Below are 17,348 nucleotides of genomic sequence, written 5' to 3' on the forward strand. Positions count from 1 at the left end.
GCGTTGGCCTGGGGCAGGGCCGGCAGAATGCCGGTCTTGCCCATCGTACCTACCCCCGCCGCCGCCTCATCGTCCATTCGGCCTAAGGCCTGTCCCGCAGCCAGGCCACGATCCTCTCTGCCGCCTGCTCGGCGGTGTCGCCGGTGGTGTCGATGCGGATTTCCGGATGCTCGGGCGGCTCGTAGGGCGAGTCGATGCCGGTGAAGTTCTTCAGTTCGCCACGGCGCGCCTTGCGGTACAGGCCCTTGGGGTCGCGCTGCTCGGCCACGGCCAGCGGCGTGTCGATGAAGACTTCGATGAACTCGCCGTCGCCGGCCAGCGCGCGCGCCATCTCGCGTTCGGAGCGGAAGGGGGAGATGAACGATACCAGCACGATCAGCCCCGCATCCAGCATCAGCCTGGCGACTTCGGCCACGCGCCGGATATTCTCGATGCGGTCCGCTTCGGAGAAACCCAGGTCCTTGTTCAGGCCGTGGCGCACGTTGTCGCCGTCGAGCAGGTAGGTGTGGTGGCCGAGCGCGTGCAGGCGCTTTTCCACCAGGTTGGTGATGGTGGACTTGCCCGCGCCGGACAGGCCGGTGAACCAGACGATGCGCGGTGACTGGTGCTTGAGCGCGGCATGGGCGCGGCGGTCGACGTCGATGGCCTGCCAGTGCACGTTCTGCGCCCGGCGCAGCGCAAAGTGCAGCATGCCGGCGCCGACCGTGTTGTTGGTCAGGCGGTCGATCAGGATAAATCCGCCCAGTTCGCGGTTGCGCGCGTACGGGTCGAAGGCCACCGCCTGGTCCAGGTGCAGGTTGCACACGCCGATCTCGTTCAGCTCCAGCGTGCGCGCGGCCAGGTGCTCCAGCGTATTGACGTTGACCTTGTACTTTGGCTGCGCCACGGTCACGCCCACGGTGCGCGTGCCGAGCTTGAGCAGGTAGGGGCGCCCGGGCAGCATGGCGTCCTCGTTCATCCATACCAGCGTCGCTTCGAACTGGTCGGCCACCGCGGGCGGGTCTTCGGCGCAGGCCAGCACGTCGCCGCGGCTGATGTCGATCTCGTCGGCCAGGGTCAGCGTCACCGCCTGGCCGCGCATGGCCTGCTCGCATTCGCCGCCCGCGCCGACGATGGCGGTCACGCGGCTTTCGCGGCCGGAGGGCAGCGCGCGCACGCGGTCGCCACGCCGGACCACGCCGGCGCCGACCGTGCCGGCAAAGCCGCGGAAATCCAGGTTGGGGCGGTTGACCCATTGCACCGGCAGCCGGAACGCCTCGTCCTGCGCGGGCGCGTGGTCGATCGGCACGCTCTCCAGATGGTCCATCAGCGTCGGACCCTGGTACCACGGCGTATTGGCGCTGGGTTCGGTGATATTGTCGCCGCGCAGCGCGGACATCGGGATGCAGACGATATCGGTCAGGCCGATCTGCCGCGCGAACTCGCGGTATTCCTTCTCGATGCGCGTATGGACGTCGCGCGAGTAGTCCACCATGTCGAGCTTGTTGACGGCCAGCACCACGCGCCGGATACCCAGCGTGGCCACCAGGTAGCTGTGGCGCCGCGTCTGCGTCTGCACGCCGCGCCGCGCATCGACCAGCAGGATGGCCAGGTCGGCGGTGGAGGCGCCGGTGACCATGTTGCGGGTGTACTGCTCGTGGCCCGGCGTGTCGGCGACGATGAACTTGCGCTTGTCGGTGGCGAAAAAGCGGTAGGCCACGTCGATGGTGATGCCCTGTTCGCGCTCGGCGGCCAGGCCGTCCACCAGCAGGGCGAAGTCCAGGTCCTCGCCCTGCGTGCCCATCTTCTTCGAGTCGGCCTCGAGCTGCGCCAGCTGGTCTTCGAACAGCATCTTCGATTCATACAGCAGCCGGCCGATCAGCGTGCTCTTGCCGTCGTCGACGCTGCCGCAGGTGATAAAGCGCAGCAGGCTCTTGCTTTGCTGGGCACGAAGATACCGGGCGATCTCGTTCTGCGCGCCCGCGGGTTGCGCCGTCGCCGGCGCGTTGTCGATCAGGGTTTCCATCAGAAGTATCCCTCCTGCTTCTTCTTTTCCATTGAACCGGCCGAATCGCTGTCGATCAGCCGTCCCTGGCGCTCCGACGTGGTCGCCCGCAGCATTTCCTGGATGATGCCGCCGAGCGTGTCGGCGTCGCTCTCGATCGCGCCGGTGAGCGGGTAGCAGCCCAGCGTGCGGAATCGCACCTTGCGCAGTTGCGGGGTTTCGCCCGGACGCAGCGGCAGGCGCTCGTCGTCGACCATGATCAAGGTGCCGTCGCGCTCCACCACCGGACGTACCCTGGCGAAGTACAGCGGCACGATCGGGATCTCGTTCAGGTAGATGTATTGCCAGATATCGAGCTCGGTCCAGTTCGACAACGGGAACACGCGCAGGCTCTCGCCCTTGCGCTTGCGCGTGTTGTACTGGCGCCAGAGTTCGGGGCGCTGCATCTTGGGGTCCCAGCGGTGCTGCGCGGTGCGTACCGAGAACACGCGCTCCTTGGCGCGGGATTTCTCTTCATCGCGGCGTGCGCCGCCGAAGGCCGCGTCAAAGCCGTAGTGGTCCAGCGCCTGCTTCAGGCCTTGCGTCTTCCACACGTCGGTGTGGACGGCCGAGCCATGCTCGTGCGGGCTGATATTGCGCGCCAGCCCTTCGGGGTTGATGTGCACGCGCAGGTCCAGGCCCAGCCGGGCTGCGGTCTGGTCGCGGAACGCGATCATCTCGCGGAACTTCCAGGTGGTATCGACATGCAGCAGCGGGAACGGCGGCCGCGCGGGATGGAAGGCCTTCATCGCCAGGTGCAGCATCACCGCGCTGTCCTTGCCGATCGAATAGAGCATGACGGGGTTCTCGCATTCCGCCACCACCTCCCGCATGATGTGGATGCTCTCGGCCTCCAGTTGCTCCAGGTGGGTCAACATCGGGGTCTCCTTTTTACGCTTGGTCTTCTGGGTTTGCCGGTGCCGCGCAGGGTTGTCGCGGCCATCCGGCATGGGACAGAAGGTAGCGAGCCGGGGGCCCGCGCCACTTCGTCCGGGCGGACTAAGAAATCGCGGGCCGCGGCGCGCATTTCCTAGTCCACCCGGACGAGGAAGGCGCCGCCCTGCGCTGGGTATCGTTGCTGCGCCGACCAACCACGGGAGCAGGCAGATGGCGATATCCGCCGAAGACCAATTGCTGAGCGGCCAGACCTGGGCCGAGTTTTGTGACGTGCTCAAGCGCAGCGGGCAGCAGATCCTGCGCCCGGAAGCGCCGACCGACGCGCTCACGCGCGCCGAGGGCTTCCGCTACCTGAGCCGCTTGCTGCGCATTGCGCTGGAAATGCACGTGGAATTTGCCGATCCGGCGTTCCCCGGCTTGTTCGCGCCGTCGCACGAGACCGCCAAGATCGGCGCCGACAATCCGGACAACCTGTACCGCTACGCGCGGCTGGACGGCAGCGCGGCGTACCGCATCCGCGGACGGCGCGGCACGGTGGCGTACCTGAGCTTCGGCACGCAGAAGGGCGGCTACGAAACCGACGGGCGCATGGTCCAGACCGGCTTTATCGACAGCAACAAGCTTGCCGTGGAACCGGACGGCAGTTTCGAGATCACGCTCAGCGCCCAGCCGCAACCGGGAAACTGGGTGCGCATGGAGCCGGCCACCAATGCCCTGGTGGTGCGCCAGACCTTTCTCGACCGCAAGGCGGAGACGCCCGCCGAACTGCAGATCGAGCGCATCGACGCCAACGGCAAGCCGCCGGCGCTGAGCGCGGAGCGCCTGCACGCCGGCCTGCTGCGCGCCGCTGGTTTTGTCGAGGGCACCGCGCGCATCTTTGCCGACTGGGCCCAGGGTTACGGCGGCCACGTCAACGCCCTGCCGCCAGCGGACCAGGCGGTTTGCCAGGCGGCCGGCGGCGATCCCAACATCTACTACTACCACTCCTGCTGGCGGCTCGCGGACGACGAGGCGCTGGTGGTCGAGGTCGACCGGGTGCCGGAGTGCGAGTTCTGGAACTTCCAGATCAACAACTACTGGATGGAATCGCTCGACTACCGCTACCACGACATCTGCCTCAACCAGCACGGTGCCCGGCTCAACGCCGGCGGAGGCGTCACCGTGATCCTCAGCGCGCACGACCCGGGCCTGCCCAACTGGCTGGAAACCGCGGGCCATCACAACGGCACCATGTGCTGGCGCTGGGTCGGCGCGGCGCAGCCCTCGCATCCGCGCACGCGCGTGGTCAAGCTTGCATCGCTCAGTGCACCCCTCGCGGAGAACAACGCATGAATGCCATCAACGTGGAACGCCTGCTGGCGCAGGCGAGCGAGCGCGCCGGCGGCCTGGCTGACTTCGGCCCGGGCAACTATCGCGAGGCGCTGCGGGTGCTGTCGGACTCGCTGGCACGCGAGGCCAACCTGTCGCCGCAAGGCGCGCACATGCTGGAAGGCAAGCTGCAGGCCCAGCTGGTGAACCGGCTGGTGATCCAGGACTACTGCCGGCGCCATCCGGAGATCCTGCAGGAGCGCGTGGAAGACCCGCTGGTCATCGTCGGCCTGCCGCGCACCGGCACCACGCTGCTGCAGCGCATGCTGGCCACCGACGCGCGCTTCAGCTCGGCGGCGTGGTGGGAGACCCGCTATCCGGCCCCGCTGCCGGGCGAGGACGTGCGCGACCCCGGCCGGCGCATCGCCGCGGCGCGCGAGGAAGTGGCGCAGATGATCCAGCTCATCCCGGACATCCTCGCCATCCACCCGCTCGACGCGATGGCCGCCGACGAGGAATTCATGCTGATGGAGCATTCGTTCCTGTGCGCGATGGATTCCTACGCCAATGTGCCGGCCTACACCGGCTGGCTGGCGCAGCAGGACCACACCGAGGTCTATGCCTGCCTGAAGACCATGCTGCAGTTCCTGCAGTGGCAAAAGCGCCAGCACGGTGAGACCTCGACGCTGCCGGCACAACGCTGGGTGCTGAAGACCCCGCAGCACCTGCATACGCTGGAGGTGCTGTTCCGGGTGTTCCCAGGCGCGCAGGTGGTGCTGACCCACCGCGATCCGGTCCAGACCATCCCGTCGATGGCGAGCATGGCGCATACGCTGTGGAAGCTGTACGCCGAAGACCCGGATCCGCTTGCGGTGGGCCGCCAGTGGAGCGAACAGATGCGGCGCGGTACCGAGCACGCCATGGCCGTGCGCGACGCCATGCCCGCCGGGCGCTTCCTCGACGTGCGCTTCGAGGACACGGTGCGCGATCCCTTCGGCGTGGCGCAGGCGGTCTACCGCTTCGCCGGCATGCCGCTGACCGAGGCCGCGCGCGCCGGCATGTGGGCCTGGATGGAAAGCAATCCGCGCAACCAGCGCGCGGCGCACGCCTATACGCCTGAACGGTTCGGGCTGAGCCAGGCGCAGCTGGAGCGCGATTTCGCCGGTTACCGCGCGCGGCACATCCGGGAGCGCAAGGCAGCGGAATGATCGGCGGCGCCATCAATCACCTCAGGCTTTCCAGCTCCCGCATGCGGGAGAGGGGAGCAATCACTCGGCCTTTCTGACCGGCTCTCAATAAATCGAAAACAGGAGACCACCCCATGCTGCTGAAAGACAAGATCGTCATCGTATCCGGCATCGGCCCGGGTCTGGGCATCAAGCTGGCCGTTGAGGCCGCTCGCGAGGGCGCCCGCGCCGTGGCCATCGCCGCGCGCACCGAGGCGAAGCTGGACGAGGCGCAGGCCCGCATCGATGCCCTGGGCGCCGATTGCGAGGTGCTGAAGGTGGTGACCGACATCACCGACCGCGCCCAGTCGCGCCACCTTGCCAGCGAGACCCTGCGCCGCTTCGGCCGCATCGACGCGCTGGTCAACAGCGCCTTCCAGCACGGCAATTTCCCCGAGCCGGTGGAAGCGGCGGACCTGGACGTGTGGCGCCAGGTGTTCGACACCAATGTCTTCGGCACCATGACGCTGACGCAGGAGGTGGCGGCGCTGATGAAGCCGCAGGGCGGCGGCGCCATCGTGATGATCAACACCCAGGCCACGCGCAAGCCGATGCCGGGCGAATCCGGCTACGCCGCGTCCAAAGGTGCGCTGGCGGTGGCGGTCAAGTACCTGGCGCGCGAACTGGGGCCGCATGGCATCCGCGCCAACAGCATCTTCATGGGCTGGATGTGGGGTGCGCCGGTGCAGGGCTATGTGCGCCACGCCGCCGCCGGGCAGGGCGTGAGCGAAGACGCGGTGATCGCGCCGGTTACGGCGCAGATCGCGCTGGGCCGCATGCCGACCGACGACGACTGCGCGCGCGCAGCGCTGTTTCTCGTGTCAGACTACGCCAGGGCCATCACCGGCGCCTCGCTGGACGCCAACGGTGGCGATTTCATGCCCTGAGCCCACAGCACCGCATGCCATGACACGCTACTTTGCCTTCAACGGCGACGCCGACGGCCTGTGCGCCCTGCAGCAGCTGCGCCTGGCCCATCGCTTGCACCCGGGCGACGCCACGCTGGTTACCGGCGTCAAGCGCGATATCCGGCTGCTCGAGCGCATCGACGCTCGCGCCGGCGATATCGTGACGGCGCTCGACATCTCGCTCGAGCAGAACCGCGACGGGCTGCTGCGGCTGCTCGACGCCGGGGTGGAGGTGCACTACTTCGACCACCACCACGCCGGCGACGTGCCGGCGCATGCCGGCCTGCGCGCGCATATCGACGAGGCGGCGCAGGTCTGCACCAGCATCCTGGTCGACCGCCACCTCGACGGACGCCACCGGCGCTGGGCGGTCACCGCAGCCTTTGGCGACAACCTCGGCGACGTGGCGCGCGCGATGGCGGCGCAGCTCGGGCTGGATGCAGGCCAGACCGCGGTGCTGGAACGGCTCGGCACCTGCCTGAACTACAACGCGTACGGCGAGTGCGTGGCCGACCTGCATTGCGACCCCGCCGCGCTGGCGCAGCACATGCTGCCGTTTTCCGACCCGCTGGACTTCGCCGCGCAGTGCGCCACCTACGCGCTGCTGTGCGACGGCTACGACGACGACATGGCCCGGGCGCGCCGCCTTTCGCCCCTGCATGAAGTGCCCGGCGCCGCGCTGCTGGTGCTGCCCGACGCACCGTGGGCACGGCGCGCGATCGGCGTGCTCGCCAACGAGCTGGTGCGCGGGCGTCCCGGCGATGCGATCGGCCTGCTGTCGCCCAGGTCCGGCGGCGGCTTTGCGGTCAGCGTGCGGGTGCCGGCGCACAGTGCTACCGGCGCGGCCGATTTCTGCCGCGCTTTCGAGACCGGTGGCGGCCGGCGCCTGGCCGGCGGCATCAACCACCTGCCCGACGCCGACGTGGAGCGCTTTACGCGCAGCTTTGCCGACTGCTTCGGCGCGCCGCTCAGCCCGGCGGGACAAACTCCGTCACCTCCAGGTCGAAGCCGGTGACGGCGCGGTAGGGCACCGGATGGCTCAGTAGGCGCAGCTTGTGGGCGCCCACGTCGCGCAGGATCTGCGCCCCGACGCCGAGCGCGCGCTGCGCGAAAGCCGGCGCGGGCGCGGCGGCGGCCGCAGCGGCCAGCCGCTCCAGCCGTTGCTGCGGCGATTCGCGTTCGTCCAGCAGCACCAGCACGCCGCAACCCTCGGCACCGATTTTCTCCAGCGAGCGCTCCAGGTTCCACGCCGGCTGCGCGGGTGTGCCGAAGGCCAGCACGTCGCGCTGCATCTCCACCGCCTGCACGCGCGTCAGCACGGGCGTGTGCGGGTCGGGCTGGCCCAGCACCAGCGCCAGGTGCAGCGCGTCCACCGGCGCGTCATGGTAGGCGTGCACGGTGAAGCGCCCGAACGGCGTCGCCAGTTCGGTCGAACGGGTGCGGCGCAGCGCGCCCTCGGTCAGCAGGCGGTGGTGGATCAGTGCGCTGACCGAGACGGCCGGCAGCCCGTGGCGTCTGGCGAAGTCGAGCAGGGCCGGTCCGCGCATCAGCTCGCCGTCGTCGTCGAGCACCAGCGCATAGGCCCCGGCCGCTACGCGTCCCGCCAGCCGGGGCAGGTCGGAACATGCTTCGGCAAAGCCGGCGCGGCGCAGCACCCCGTCCGGCTGCGCCACCACCGGGAAGACATGGCCTGGCTGGACCAGCTCATGCGGCCGGGCGCGCGGCGCCGCCGCGACGCGCAGCGTCAGCGCGCGGTCGGCGGCGGAGATGCCGGTGCTGACGCCGCTGGCGGCCTCGATCGACACGGTGTAGCGCTCGCGCTGGCGCTGGCTGGCGGCCATCGGCGGCAGCTGCAGCAGCGCGCGGCGCGCCTCGGTGATGGCCATGCACACCAGGCCGCGCGCCTCGGCGGCCATAAAGTTGACGTCGGCCTCGGTGGCGCGCTCGGCGGCCACCAGCACGCAGCCGGTGGCTTCCGCGCTCTCATCTTCGAGCACCACCACGCGCTCGCCCGCGGCGAGCGCAGCCAGCACCTCGGCCATCGGCGCCAGCAGGCTGGCCGCGCTCATGCTGCCTCCTGCCGGCTGCTTGCGCCGAACGCCTGGCGCAGCGCCGCCGCGGCCGCGTCCAGCACATGGCTCGCGGCATCCATCACCCCTTGCATGCTGGCGAAGCCATGGATCTGGCCGGGCCAGCGGCGCACGGCCGCGTTGCCGCCGGCGCGCTGCAGCGCTTCGCCGTAGGCCTCGCCCTGGTCGCGCAGCGGATCGAATTCGGCGGTGATGATGGTGGCCGGCGGCAGTCCGCGCAGATCGCGCTGGTGCAGCGGGCTGGCGCGGACATCGCCGGCGTCGGCGGGCGTGGCCAGGTACTGGGCGCGATACCACGCCAGTTCCGCGACGCCGAGGAAATAGCCCTGCGCGCATTCCCGGTAGCTGGCGCTGCCCGCGGCGGCATCGCTGCAGTCCACCCAGGGATAGAGCAGCAACTGGTGCCGCAGCGCGATGCCGCTGCCGCGCAGCTGCTGGCACACCACGGCGGCCAGGTTGCCGCCGGCGCTGTCGCCGGCCACCGCCAGCCGCGACGGGTCGGCGCCCAGTTGTGCCGCATGCGCGGCGGCCCAACGCACCGCGGCGACGGCGTCGTCGGCGGCGGCCGGGAAGCGCGCCTCGGGCGCGAGGCGGTAGTCGACCGACAGCACCAGCGCGCCGCTGCGGCGCGCCAGGCTGCGGCAGATGTTGTCGTGCGAATCGAGGCCGCACAACACGAAGCCGCCGCCGTGGAAAAAGATCACTAGCGGCAGCGCCACGTTGCCCTGGCCCTGGCTGGGCGCATCGGGCCGGTACAAGCGTGCCTGCAGCGGGCCGGCCGGGCCGTCCAGGGTGAGGTCTTGCTGCGCGGCGACGGCATCGCCGGGGGCGAAGCCGGGCATGGCCGCCAGCGCGGCGCGGTAGTCGGCGGCGCGCAGCGTGGAGAAGTCGGGGCTGGGCATGGCTGCCATGGCATCAAGCATGGCACGGGCCTGGGGATCGAGCGGCATGGTGTCTCCTGGATGGCGGGGGGTATCAGGCAAAAAATTCAGGCGAAAAATTCAGGCAAAAATCAGGCGGGCGATCAAAGCTGCATCGCAAACGACGGCGCGCTGCCGGCGGCAATGCCCTGCGCGCGCGCCAGCGCCGCGTGCGCGGCCTGTTCGTGCGGCAGGATCCAGAACCGGCCGGCCGACACGCCCTCCAGGATCGCGCGCGCGGCCTGGTCCGGCGCAAGGCCGGCGGCGATGCCCGTGCGCAATGCGCCGTTCATCTGGTGCACCTCCTGCGGCGCGGCGCCGTCCAGGTCCGCCGCGATGCCGGTGGCAACCGGGCCGGGGCAGACCACCGACACCTTGATCGGCAGGCCCGCGGCCTGCAGCTCCAGCGCCAGCCCTTCGCTCAGCGCCACCACGCCCTGCTTGGACAGGGTGTAAGGCGCCAGCCAGGGTCCCACGGCCAGCCCCGCCATCGAGGCCACGTTGACGATATGCCCCGAGCCCTGTGCCACCATGCGCGGCACGAAGCAGCGCAGCGCATGCAGCACGCTCCACAGGTTGACGCGCATGACCTTGTCGAACACTTCGGGCGGCAATTCCCAGCAGCGGCCGGTGGCAAGCACGCCGGCGTTGTTGAACAGCAGGTCGACACGGCCCAGTTGGCGGAAGCTCTCGTCGCAAAGGTGCGCGATCTGCCGCGCGTCGCCTACGTCGGTAGGCACGGCGATGACGGTGGCGCCGTCGCGTGCCAGCGCCGCGCGTGCGGCTTCGAGCGCATCGGCATCGATATCGGCCAGCGCCAGCGCGTAGCCTTGCGCGGCCAGCGCGTGGGCCAGCCCCAGCCCGATGCCGCCGGCTGCCCCGGTGATGACTGCGGCCTGCTGCCGCGGGTTTGCCGCCATGGTGGAAGTCTCCTGAAAACGGCGGCGCCGATCGCCGCGCATGGCTTCTTGTAGCGGCGGCGCGGCGCGCGGGCATCGTCTGTTTGGGTAGGACGCGCCTGCGCTACCGGTTGCATAGGGGTTTGCCCTTGGCGGGCGGGCATGGGTCTGTCCTTAGTCTGTTTGGAGTATGTGTTTGCGCCGCCGCCGCGTGACGATGGGCCTGTCCCGCGGGACTAGTCCGGCCGGCATGTGTGGCCCGCATGTGCGACCCACCTGTGCGACCCACCTGCGCGGCCAGGCTGCCTAGGGCAAACCATGAAGGCGGGGGGCAAGCCGCGACCCCTTAGCCGTCCCTATAATCGGGGCACAAAAAAAGGGCCACAGAGCCCGCACAAGCCAGCGGCCCGGCTCGCCCGGAGCGCTGAGCACGCCACAATGGAGACAGAGGAAAATGCTGATGGAGGTTAGCCAGAGCCAGGCGGCCGCACACCTGTTCGCGCAGGCGACGGTGTCGCTGTCGGAGTTCAGCGCATTGCTGGGCAATATCTACCAGGGCCCGATGGAGCAGGTGCCATGGGGCAAGGCGCTGGAGCAGATCCGGCGCCAGCTCAATGCCAATTACGCCACGCTGATCCTGCGCTCGCCGGCCACCGATCGTCCCGGGCTGATGATCAACGCCTCCGAGCATGGCTCGACGCTGCCGGGCGAGACCTCCTACAACAACTACTACTACGCGCTGGATCCGTTCATCGGGCTGCCGTCGGACCGGGTGGTCACCATCGACGAGCATCTCGGCCCCGGCATATGGTGCAAGAGCGAGCTGTACCTGCAGTTCCTCAAGGATGTCGGCATCCGCTACATCCTGGGCGCCGACCTGCGCACCGACGACGGCGTGGAATGCCGCTTCCGCGTGTGCCGCGACCATGACGGCCCCGACTTCTCCGCCGCGGACAAGGCGCTGTGCACCTCGCTGCTGCCGCACCTGAAGCGCGCGGTGGATTTGCACTCGCGCCTGGATGTGGTCGAGTCGGAGCGCACCGTCTACGCCAGCGCCATCGACCGCATGCTGGTGGGCATGGTGATCCTGGACGAGTCGGGCACCATCATCAAGACCAATGCCGCCGCCGACGAGATCCTCGGCGCCAAGGATGGTATCCGTGTCGCCAAGGGTGGCCTGGATGTCGAGTACGGCCAGGAGAACCGCAAGTTCCAGCGCCTGCTGCGCCAGGCCATGATGGGCCACCTCGGCACCGCGCCGGCGCTGATGGAAGCGATGTCGATCACGCGCCCGTCCGGCAGCGCCAGGCTGGGCGTGCTGATCCGCACCATCCCGCTGAGCGAGTGGTCCGAGGACAACCGCAAGCGCCCCGCCTGCGTGGTCTTCATCCGCGACCCCGAGCGCCGCTCGCAGGCCTCGCACGAGGTGGTGCGCCAGCTGTTTGACTTCACCCCCGCCGAGACCCAGCTCGCGCTGCAGCTGGCCAACGGCCTCACGCTCGATGAAGCCGCGGACGAGCTCGGCATCAGCAAGAACACGGCACGCGCGCACCTGCGCGCGATCTTCTCCAAGACCGGCGTGACCCGCCAGGCCACGCTGGTGCGCATGCTGCTGAGCAGCGTGATTTCGCTGGGCTAAGGCAAGGCGTCAGGGCTTTGCGCTGAGCACCAGCGCAAAGCCCTCGGGCGTGCGCAATACCGCGCGCGTCTCGTGCGGTCCCTGCGCCGCGGGCTGCGCCACGCTGGCGCCAGCCGCCACCAGCCGCGCCATCGCCGCGGCAATCCCGACTCCCTCGTCCACCTTGAAGGCCAGCGCCGGCTGGTCCACCAGCCGTTCCTCGCCGGCCACCAGCGCCAGCGTCAGCGCGCCCGCGTCGAGCGCGCAATAGCGGTCGGCGTCGCGGAACTTGACCGGCAGTCCCAGTGCTTCGGTGAAGAACGGCAGCGCGGCGTCGATGTCCGCAACGGGGTAAAGCAGCAGCCTGGCTTGCATGGTGTCAGTTCCTTTCGATAGGCGCGGGCGGATTGCCCGGTGCCCATGATAGGGACGCGCCCGGCGCGGCTCATAATCCAATCAGACGATGTTGCGACGTCTTGCGCCGACCACACTGCGATCACGCAGGCCGCTTCCGGCCCAAGGCGCAGCGCCTCGCAGTGCCCCGGATGCGGTCTTGTACCGACCAAGCGAGAGGGGACTGCAATGCGTTTTTCGTTGATCTATGAAGCCCAGACCGTCGATGCCTCGCGCGCCGGCGACCACAAGGTGTTCGATGAAATCATGGAACAGGTGGTGCTGGCCGAGGACATGGGCTTCGACGTGGTATGGGCGGTCGAGCACACCGCGCTGACCAACTACGCGCACATGAGCGCGCCGGAAACCTTCCTGGCCTTCGTCGCCGGGCGCACCCAGCGCATCGGCATCGGCCACGGCGTGGTGTGCTTGCCGCCGGCGATGAACCATCCGGTGAAGGTGGCCGAGCGCATCGCCACGCTCGACATCCTGTCCGGCGGCCGCGTGCACTTCGGCGTCGGCAAGGGCGGCACCCAGCAGGAGGCCGGCACCTTCGGCTACGACCTGAACAGCCTGCACCCGATGATCGACGAATCGATGTACCTGATCCCGAAGATCATGACGCAGGACGAGATCGAGCACGACGGCGAGTTCATCAAGATCCCGCGCCGCCCGATCCATCCCAAGCCGCGCCAGGATCCGCACCCGCTGATGTACCTGGCCTGCACCAACGCCGACACGCTGCAGCGCGCGGGCGCGCGCGGCATGGGCGCGCTGGTGCTCGGCTTCGGCGGACCGGAGGATGTGGCCAAGAAGAACGAGATCTACCGCGCCGCCTGGGAAACGCGCAAGCCGGAAGACCAGGTCGGCTTCCGCCCGCACCAGCACCTGGCGGCGCTGTGCCCGACCATCGTGCTGGAAGACGGCCTGGCCGCACGCAAGATCGGCATCAAGGGGCAGCGCTATTTCATGGAGTCGCTGTCGTACTGGTATGCCGGCGGCGAGCGTCCCGATCCGTCGGCCTGGGACGACGAGCATGTCACGGCAACCGATGCGCAGGGCAAGGCGGTGATCAACACGAAGTTTGCGTCGGAGAAGGTGTCGGTGGACTTCAGCGATCCGTCGATGATGATGCTGAACCCGAACCACGCCTACGGCACGGTGGACGACTGCATCGGCTACGTGCAGCGGCTGATCGATGCCGGCGCCGATGAAATCCTGTTCATCTGCCAGATGGGCACGGTGCCGCAGTGGGCGCAGCTGGAGACCATCCGCAATATCGGCGAGCACGTGATTCCGCATTTCCGCAAGCAGGGCAGGAAGCTGCGGGCGCTGGCCTGAGTCGAGATGGCACTGGCTTGCCTGGGGGGTGCTCCCCTCTCCCGCTTGCGGGAGAGGGGCCGGGGGAGAGGGCCGGCGCATCCAGGAAGTGCGGCACGCCAGATCGCGAGCAAAGCAGCTAGTCCCAACAGACGATGGCACGCCGCCGCGCCGGTGCAAACATCGATGCCAGCCACAAAACCAGGCCAACAAGGAGACCGCGGTGCATCACGACAACAATCCCAAGGAACTGGCCGCGCGCCTGATCGCGCGTGCCGAGCAGATGATCCCGGCCCTGGCCCAGCGCGCCGCGCAGGCCGAGGCCGACGGGCGCATTCCCGCCGAGACCATTGCCGAGATGCAGGCCGCGGGCTTCTTCAAGGTGCTGCAGCCGCGCCGCCACGGCGGCTATGAGCTGGACCCGCAGACCTTCTTCCGCATCCAGATGGCCCTGGCCCGCGGCTGCATGTCCACCGCCTGGGTCTACGGCGTGGTCGGCGTGCACAACTGGCAGCTGGCGCTGTTCGACGAACGCGCGCAACAGGAAGTGTGGGGCAACGATCCCGCCACGCTGATCGCCTCGACCTACATGCCGGTCGGCAAGGTCACGCCGGTGGAAGGCGGCTACCGCTTCTCCGGCCACTGGAAGTTCTCCAGCGGCAGCGAGCTGTGCGACTGGATCTTCCTAGGCGGCCTGGTTCCCCCCGCCGAGCCCGGCGGTGCCTATGACTACCGCACCTTCCTGCTGCCGCGCTCGGACTACAAGATCGTGCGCAACTGGGACGTGCTGGGCCTGCGCGCGACCGGCAGCCACGACATCGTGGTCGACGACGTGTTCGTGCCGGACTACCGCACCCATCGCGCCGTCGATGGCGCCATGGGCACCAGCCCGGGGCTGGCCGTCAATGACGTGCCGCTGTACCGGCTGCCGTTCGCGCAGATCTTCGTGCGCGCGGTCTGTACCGCCTGCATCGGCGCGCTCGAAGGCACGCTGGACGACTTCGTCGCCTACGCCGACGGCCGCGTCAGCAGCAATGGCGGCGGCAAGACCGCCGAAGACGGCGGCGCGCAGATGGCGTGCGCCAGCGCGCAGGTGGCCATCGACGAGATGCGGGCCATCCTGGAGCGCAACTTCGACGAGCTGCTGGCGGTAGCGCGCGACGGCGGCCAGGTCGACACGCCGCGCCGGCTGCATTTCCGCTTCCAGTCGGCGCAGGTGGCGCAGCGCTGCGCGGAGCTGGCCAACGGCCTGCTGCGCTATGCCGGCGGCAACGGCATCTACCGCAGCAACCCGATGGTGCGCCGTTTCCTCGACCTGCACGCGGCGCGCGCCCACTACGCCAACAACCTGGACCGCTTTGGCCAGAACCTGGGCGGCGTGATGATGGGCCGCGCCAATACGGACTTCTTTATCTGAGCCGCGCTGGCAACGAGGAACCAACATGAGCCAGAGCAGAGCGCGCATGCAGCCCGGCGAGTTTGACGTGGTGGTGGTTGGCTCCGGCGCCGGCGGCATGCTGGCCGCCTGCCGCGCCGCCGATCGCGGCCTGTCGGTGGTGGTGCTGGAGAAGAGCAGCCAGTATGGCGGCACCTCGGCGGTGTCCGGCGGCGGCATCTGGATTCCGCTGAACCACCATATCGCGCCGGCGGGCGGGCACGACGACTACGCCAGCGCGCTGGAATACATCCTCGCCTGCACCGGCGAGCACGGCGACCCGCAGCGCATCCGCGCCTATCTCGAACAGGCGCCGCGCATGCTGCAGTACCTGGAGCAGCAGGCCGGCGTGCACTACTACACGCTGCCGCGCTACGCCGACTACTTCCAGAAGCTGCCGGGGGCGATGCCGGGCTACCGCGCGCTCGACCCGATGCCGTTCGACGGCGCGCAGCTGCGCGAGGAGTTCGACCGGCTGCGTCCGCCCTCACCGGGCACGCTGGTGGGCGGCCGCGTGGCCGTCACCTCCGGCGAGGCGCACGCGCTGCTGTGCCGCTCGCCCGGCTGGCTCGGGCTGGCGGTGCGCCAGTTCGCCCGATACTGGCTCGACCTGGGCTGGCGCCGCAAGACCCGGCGGGACCGCCGCCTCACGCTCGGCAACAGCCTGGTGGGCGGCCTGCGGCGCGCGATGATGGATCGTGCGATCCCGTTGTGGCTCGATACCGCCTTGCAGGACCTGATCGTCGAGGACGGCACGGTGCGCGGCGTGCGCGCCGTGCAGGAGGGACGCGTGGTGGAGATCCGCGCGCTGCGCGGCGTGATCCTTGCCGCGGGCGGCTTCGAGCGCAACCAGGCCATGCGCGAACAATACCTGCCGCAGCCCACCCGTGCCGCCTGGAGCGCGACGCCGCCCAACAATACCGGCGACGCCATCCGCGCCGCGCAGGCGGCCGGCGCCGGTGTGGCGCTGATGTCCCACGTCTGGGGCGCGCCCACGGTGCAGGTGCAGGGCGAGGAAAAACAGCGCGCGCTGTTTATCGAGCGCGCCATGCCGGGCTGCCTGGTGGTGAACGGGCAGGGCCGGCGCTTCGTCAACGAGGCCGCGCCGTATTCCGAGTTCGTGCCGGCGATGTACCGCGACCACGAACAGACCGGATGCAGCGTGCCGGCCTGGATGGTGTTCGACGCCACCTTCCGCCACAAGTACCCATGCGGGCCGATCCTGCCCGGCTCGGTGATGCCGGACCGCAGCATCCCCGCCAGCCTGTCGGGCATCCTGGTGCGCGCCGACACGCTCGCGCAGCTGGCGCAGAAGATCGGCGTGGATGCCGATGGCCTGGCCGCCAGTGTCGCGCGCATGAACGACTACGCCGCCACCGGCGTGGACGCGGAGTTCGGCAAGGGCGACAACCTGTTCGACACCTATTACAGCGACCCGGCGGTACGGCCCAATCCCTGCCTGGCGCCGATCGGCAAGGCCCCGTTCTACGCGGTGCGGCTCGACGCCGGCGATATCGGCACCAAGGGCGGACTGGTGACCGACGCCAGCGCGCGCGTGCTGCGCGATGACGGCAGCGCCATCGCCGGCCTGTTCGCCATCGGCAATACCAGTGCCGCGGTGATGGGCACCAGCTATCCCGGCGCCGGCTCCACGCTGGGCCCGGCGATGACCTTCGGCATGATCGCCGCGGACGTGATTTCGCAGCATGCGCGGCAACCCGCCGCCACGCACCCCGCTCAACCTGTACAGGAGGCTCTATGAGCGCCAGACCCGAACCTAGCGCCGAAGCCGTTGGCGCGCTGCGCGATGACATGCTGAAGGCGATGCGCCGCATGGCCCGCTCCGTCGCCGTGATCAGCTGCCGCCACGGCGAGCGCCGCTATTCGATGTCGGTGACCGCGGTCGATTCGCTGTCGGCCGATCCGCCTTCGCTGCTGATCTGCATCAACCGCAATGCGTCGATCTACCCGCCGCTCGATGCCGGCGCGGACTTCTGCATCAACCTGCTCGCCGCCGACCATCGCGATATCGCGGTCGACTGCAGCGGCCGGCTCAAGGGCGAAGCGCGCTTCACCAGCGGCGAGTGGGAAGACGACCTGCTGGGCGTGCCGTCCCTGCGCGATGCCCAGGCCAACCTGTTCTGCCAGCAGGACGGCCGCTTCGACTACGGCACCCATGCGGTCTTTATCGGCCGGCTGCGCGAGGTCAGGCTGGCGGGCGAGGTCTCGCCGCTGGTCTACGTCGACGGCGCCTATACCACCTCCGCGCCGCTGGGCGCGCTGTGTTCGGCCTGACCCGGAGCAAGCGCCA

The 17,348-nt window shown here is 69.4% G+C and carries 15 protein-coding genes; 9 read left to right on the plus strand and 6 right to left on the minus strand.

The window, feature by feature from the left end:
- Positions 1–82 precede the first annotated feature (82 nt).
- Together cysN and cysD are read right to left on the minus strand one after the other, a co-directional pair.
- On the minus strand, positions 83–2,005 hold the full coding sequence (gene cysN, locus FHX60_RS19495) for a sulfate adenylyltransferase subunit CysN (RefSeq protein WP_183284283.1): 1,923 nt from the start codon (positions 2,003–2,005) through the stop codon (positions 83–85).
- Positions 2,005–2,973: a sulfate adenylyltransferase subunit CysD gene (gene cysD, locus FHX60_RS19500; RefSeq protein WP_260164178.1), complete on the minus strand. Its 969-nt coding sequence runs from the start codon at positions 2,971–2,973 to the stop codon at positions 2,005–2,007. The genes cysN and cysD overlap by 1 nt, the downstream gene beginning before the upstream one ends.
- 157 nt (positions 2,974–3,130) lie before the next feature.
- On the opposite strand from cysD, the gene FHX60_RS19505 reads away from it, so the two are divergent.
- The 4 genes from FHX60_RS19505 (at position 3,131) to FHX60_RS19520 (ending at position 7,377) form a co-directional block, all read left to right on the plus strand.
- Positions 3,131–4,252, plus strand: a complete 1,122-nt coding sequence (locus FHX60_RS19505; RefSeq protein WP_183284285.1) for a DUF1214 domain-containing protein — start codon at positions 3,131–3,133, stop codon at positions 4,250–4,252.
- Positions 4,249–5,436, plus strand: a complete 1,188-nt coding sequence (locus FHX60_RS19510; protein WP_183284286.1) for a sulfotransferase family protein — start codon at positions 4,249–4,251, stop codon at positions 5,434–5,436. The genes FHX60_RS19505 and FHX60_RS19510 overlap by 4 nt, the downstream gene beginning before the upstream one ends.
- Positions 5,437–5,549: 113 nt before the next feature.
- Entirely contained in the window at positions 5,550–6,341 is a 792-nt protein-coding gene (locus FHX60_RS19515; RefSeq protein WP_112774835.1) for an SDR family oxidoreductase, read from the plus strand.
- 19 nt (positions 6,342–6,360) lie between these two features.
- On the plus strand, positions 6,361–7,377 hold the full coding sequence (locus FHX60_RS19520; RefSeq protein WP_112774836.1) for an acetyltransferase: 1,017 nt from the start codon (positions 6,361–6,363) through the stop codon (positions 7,375–7,377).
- Here the strand turns inward: FHX60_RS19520 and FHX60_RS19525 are convergent.
- From FHX60_RS19525 to FHX60_RS19535, 3 genes are all read right to left on the minus strand, one after another.
- On the minus strand, positions 7,331–8,431 hold the full coding sequence (locus FHX60_RS19525) for a 3,4-dihydroxy-2-butanone-4-phosphate synthase (protein ID WP_183284287.1): 1,101 nt from the start codon (positions 8,429–8,431) through the stop codon (positions 7,331–7,333). The genes FHX60_RS19520 and FHX60_RS19525 overlap by 47 nt on opposite strands.
- On the minus strand, positions 8,428–9,402 hold the full coding sequence (gene lipP1 / locus FHX60_RS19530; RefSeq protein ID WP_183284288.1) for a LipP1 family hormone-sensitive lipase: 975 nt from the start codon (positions 9,400–9,402) through the stop codon (positions 8,428–8,430). The genes FHX60_RS19525 and lipP1 overlap by 4 nt, the downstream gene beginning before the upstream one ends.
- A 74-nt stretch (positions 9,403–9,476) precedes the next feature.
- Positions 9,477–10,292, minus strand: a complete 816-nt coding sequence (locus FHX60_RS19535) for an SDR family NAD(P)-dependent oxidoreductase (protein ID WP_183284289.1) — start codon at positions 10,290–10,292, stop codon at positions 9,477–9,479.
- A gap of 433 nt (positions 10,293–10,725) precedes the next feature.
- Here FHX60_RS19535 and FHX60_RS19540 point away from each other — a divergent pair, with 433 nt between their 5' ends.
- Positions 10,726–11,910 (plus strand): helix-turn-helix transcriptional regulator, encoded by a 1,185-nt coding sequence (locus FHX60_RS19540; protein ID WP_092311598.1) that lies wholly within the window; start codon positions 10,726–10,728, stop codon positions 11,908–11,910.
- Positions 11,911–11,919: 9 nt separating this feature from the next.
- Here FHX60_RS19540 and FHX60_RS19545 read toward each other — a convergent pair whose 3' ends face one another.
- Positions 11,920–12,264 carry a VOC family protein gene (locus FHX60_RS19545; protein ID WP_112774840.1) on the minus strand — a complete coding sequence of 115 codons (345 nt, stop codon included), beginning with the start codon at positions 12,262–12,264 and terminating at the stop codon, positions 11,920–11,922.
- 207 nt (positions 12,265–12,471) lie between these two features.
- Between FHX60_RS19545 and FHX60_RS19550 the strand changes: the two genes are divergently transcribed.
- From FHX60_RS19550 to FHX60_RS19565, 4 genes are all read left to right on the plus strand, one after another.
- A complete protein-coding gene (locus tag FHX60_RS19550; RefSeq protein WP_183284290.1) occupies positions 12,472–13,623 on the plus strand; it encodes an LLM class flavin-dependent oxidoreductase in 1,152 nt (383 codons plus the stop codon).
- Positions 13,624–13,825: 202 nt separating this feature from the next.
- Entirely contained in the window at positions 13,826–15,019 is a 1,194-nt protein-coding gene (locus FHX60_RS19555; protein ID WP_183284291.1) for a flavin-dependent monooxygenase, read from the plus strand.
- A gap of 25 nt (positions 15,020–15,044) precedes the next feature.
- Complete coding sequence (locus FHX60_RS19560; protein ID WP_183284292.1) at positions 15,045–16,799, plus strand: FAD-dependent oxidoreductase; 1,755 nt, start codon at positions 15,045–15,047, stop codon at positions 16,797–16,799.
- Positions 16,796–17,332 (plus strand): flavin reductase family protein, encoded by a 537-nt coding sequence (locus FHX60_RS19565; protein WP_183284293.1) that lies wholly within the window; start codon positions 16,796–16,798, stop codon positions 17,330–17,332. The genes FHX60_RS19560 and FHX60_RS19565 overlap by 4 nt, the downstream gene beginning before the upstream one ends.
- The last annotated feature ends 16 nt before the right edge of the window (positions 17,333–17,348 follow it).

The sequence above is a fragment of the Cupriavidus alkaliphilus genome, assembly GCF_014191175.1.
In the GTDB taxonomy this organism is placed as follows: domain Bacteria; phylum Pseudomonadota; class Gammaproteobacteria; order Burkholderiales; family Burkholderiaceae; genus Cupriavidus; species Cupriavidus alkaliphilus.

Bases quoted from the DNA above. Each gene is read 5' to 3' on its own strand.
- cysN (WP_183284283.1), bottom strand. From the start codon at position 2,005: ATGGAAACCCTGATCGACAACGCGCCGGCGACGGCGCAACCCGCGGGC.
- cysD (WP_260164178.1), bottom strand. From the start codon at position 2,973: ATGCCGGATGGCCGCGACAACCCTGCGCGGCACCGGCAAACCCAGAAG.
- FHX60_RS19505 (WP_183284285.1), top strand. From the start codon at position 3,131: ATGGCGATATCCGCCGAAGACCAATTGCTGAGCGGCCAGACCTGGGCC.
- FHX60_RS19510 (WP_183284286.1), top strand. From the start codon at position 4,249: ATGAATGCCATCAACGTGGAACGCCTGCTGGCGCAGGCGAGCGAGCGC.
- FHX60_RS19515 (WP_112774835.1), top strand. From the start codon at position 5,550: ATGCTGCTGAAAGACAAGATCGTCATCGTATCCGGCATCGGCCCGGGT.
- FHX60_RS19520 (WP_112774836.1), top strand. From the start codon at position 6,361: ATGACACGCTACTTTGCCTTCAACGGCGACGCCGACGGCCTGTGCGCC.
- FHX60_RS19525 (WP_183284287.1), bottom strand. From the start codon at position 8,431: ATGAGCGCGGCCAGCCTGCTGGCGCCGATGGCCGAGGTGCTGGCTGCG.
- lipP1 (WP_183284288.1), bottom strand. From the start codon at position 9,402: ATGCCGCTCGATCCCCAGGCCCGTGCCATGCTTGATGCCATGGCAGCC.
- FHX60_RS19535 (WP_183284289.1), bottom strand. From the start codon at position 10,292: ATGGCGGCAAACCCGCGGCAGCAGGCCGCAGTCATCACCGGGGCAGCC.
- FHX60_RS19540 (WP_092311598.1), top strand. From the start codon at position 10,726: ATGCTGATGGAGGTTAGCCAGAGCCAGGCGGCCGCACACCTGTTCGCG.
- FHX60_RS19545 (WP_112774840.1), bottom strand. From the start codon at position 12,264: ATGCAAGCCAGGCTGCTGCTTTACCCCGTTGCGGACATCGACGCCGCG.
- FHX60_RS19550 (WP_183284290.1), top strand. From the start codon at position 12,472: ATGCGTTTTTCGTTGATCTATGAAGCCCAGACCGTCGATGCCTCGCGC.
- FHX60_RS19560 (WP_183284292.1), top strand. From the start codon at position 15,045: ATGAGCCAGAGCAGAGCGCGCATGCAGCCCGGCGAGTTTGACGTGGTG.
- FHX60_RS19565 (WP_183284293.1), top strand. From the start codon at position 16,796: ATGAGCGCCAGACCCGAACCTAGCGCCGAAGCCGTTGGCGCGCTGCGC.